The following is a 1186-nucleotide window of genomic DNA, read 5'->3' as shown; positions in this document are numbered from 1 at the left end:
CGTGATTGTGGCCAAACAGATGCATCAGCGGGCATAGCAGCAGGATGAGGTACGGCAGGGCCTGCGAAAGATGACCGTAATGCTCACGCGCTACATAGAAGATGCCGATTACGGCCAGCATGATCAGAGCAATGCCAATCTTGCTCTTCCAAAAAGGTGGTTCCGTAGTGCCAGTGTGGTGCGTGTGATCCATGACAATAGCCTCGGTTCAATGACCATAGAATCAGCATAGGTTACTCTGGCCAGGCAGAGTTGACGCGTATCAATGGAGTTCAGCGTACGGTCACCTTACCGACCATTCCCGACTGATAATGTCCTGGAATATTGCAGGCGAACTCCAGATCAGTAGCGTCGGAGAAGGTCCAGATCAGCTCTTCGCGTGCACCTGGCTCGACCAGAACGCTGTTGGGATCGTCGTGCTCCATGCCGACCATCTTCATGCCGCCCATGGCGTGGTCCATTTTGCTCATGTCATGCGCTGCAGTCGGGGACAGCGTGCCGTTCTGAAACATCGCAGCCATCTCTTTCTGATGCGCAGCATGGGATGCCGCTTTGCCAAGGTTGAACTCGTGCAGCAGGGCTCCCTCGTTCAGCAGTACGAAGCGAACCGTCTCGCCCGCCTTGATTTCCATTGCCTTGGGTTCAAAGAAGATGTCCCCCATCCGGACTTCGATGGTGCGATCTACTGCCTGACTGTCTCCCGGTTGCCCGATACTGTCTTTCTTGTGGCCCGGGCTGGCCAGCGCATTGGCAGCACTGAGCAGTAAACCAAGGGTGGTGATTATGAAAGCGGGTCTGAGTTTCATGGTGTGCCTCTGAGGTGTTGAGGAGGGATGAGTCCCGATGCTAATGAGGTGCAACTGGCGGTACGCTGACGCGAAAACTACATCGCAGTAAGGTTCGTCAGATCGGTGCTACCCAGCCCGCGGCCAACGGGTAGCACCGGTGCCGGACTAACGCAGAGCAAACTCACCGACCATTCCCGCCTGGTAATGCCCAGGCAATGTACAGGCGAAGCTCAAACTGCCCGCCTGAGGGAAGGTCCACACGAACTCTTTAGTTGTGCCGGGCTCGACGAGAACCGCGTTCGGGTCGTCATGCTTGGCTTTGATGACTTCCGGATAGCCTGGAGGGTTGGAGTCTCCCGTGCCATAACGCTCATGCCAGACAATGCGCTCGGCCATGC

The 1186-nt window shown here is 56.3% G+C and carries 3 protein-coding genes; all 3 read right to left on the bottom strand.

The window, feature by feature from the left end; translation table 11 throughout:
* A partial coding sequence (locus tag ACN8M7_RS25920; RefSeq protein WP_490262622.1) for a DUF2933 domain-containing protein occupies nt 1-193 on the bottom strand: 193 nt, incomplete at its 3' end.
* Between the two features lie 79 nt (nt 194-272).
* Nucleotides 273-806: a cupredoxin domain-containing protein gene (locus ACN8M7_RS25915; protein WP_112211898.1), complete on the bottom strand. Its 534-nt coding sequence runs from the start codon at nt 804-806 to the stop codon at nt 273-275.
* A 147-nt stretch (nt 807-953) separates the two neighbouring features.
* The coding region (locus ACN8M7_RS25910) for a plastocyanin/azurin family copper-binding protein (RefSeq protein WP_490262621.1) at nt 954-1186 on the bottom strand (233 nt) is incomplete at its 5' end.

The organism is Pseudomonas spartinae (genome assembly GCF_965197125.1).
GTDB classification, from domain to species: Bacteria; Pseudomonadota; Gammaproteobacteria; order Pseudomonadales; family Pseudomonadaceae; genus Aquipseudomonas; species Aquipseudomonas composti_A.
The sequence above is the reverse complement of the archived record's forward strand: the minus strand, read 5'-3'. Positions and strand labels throughout refer to the sequence as shown.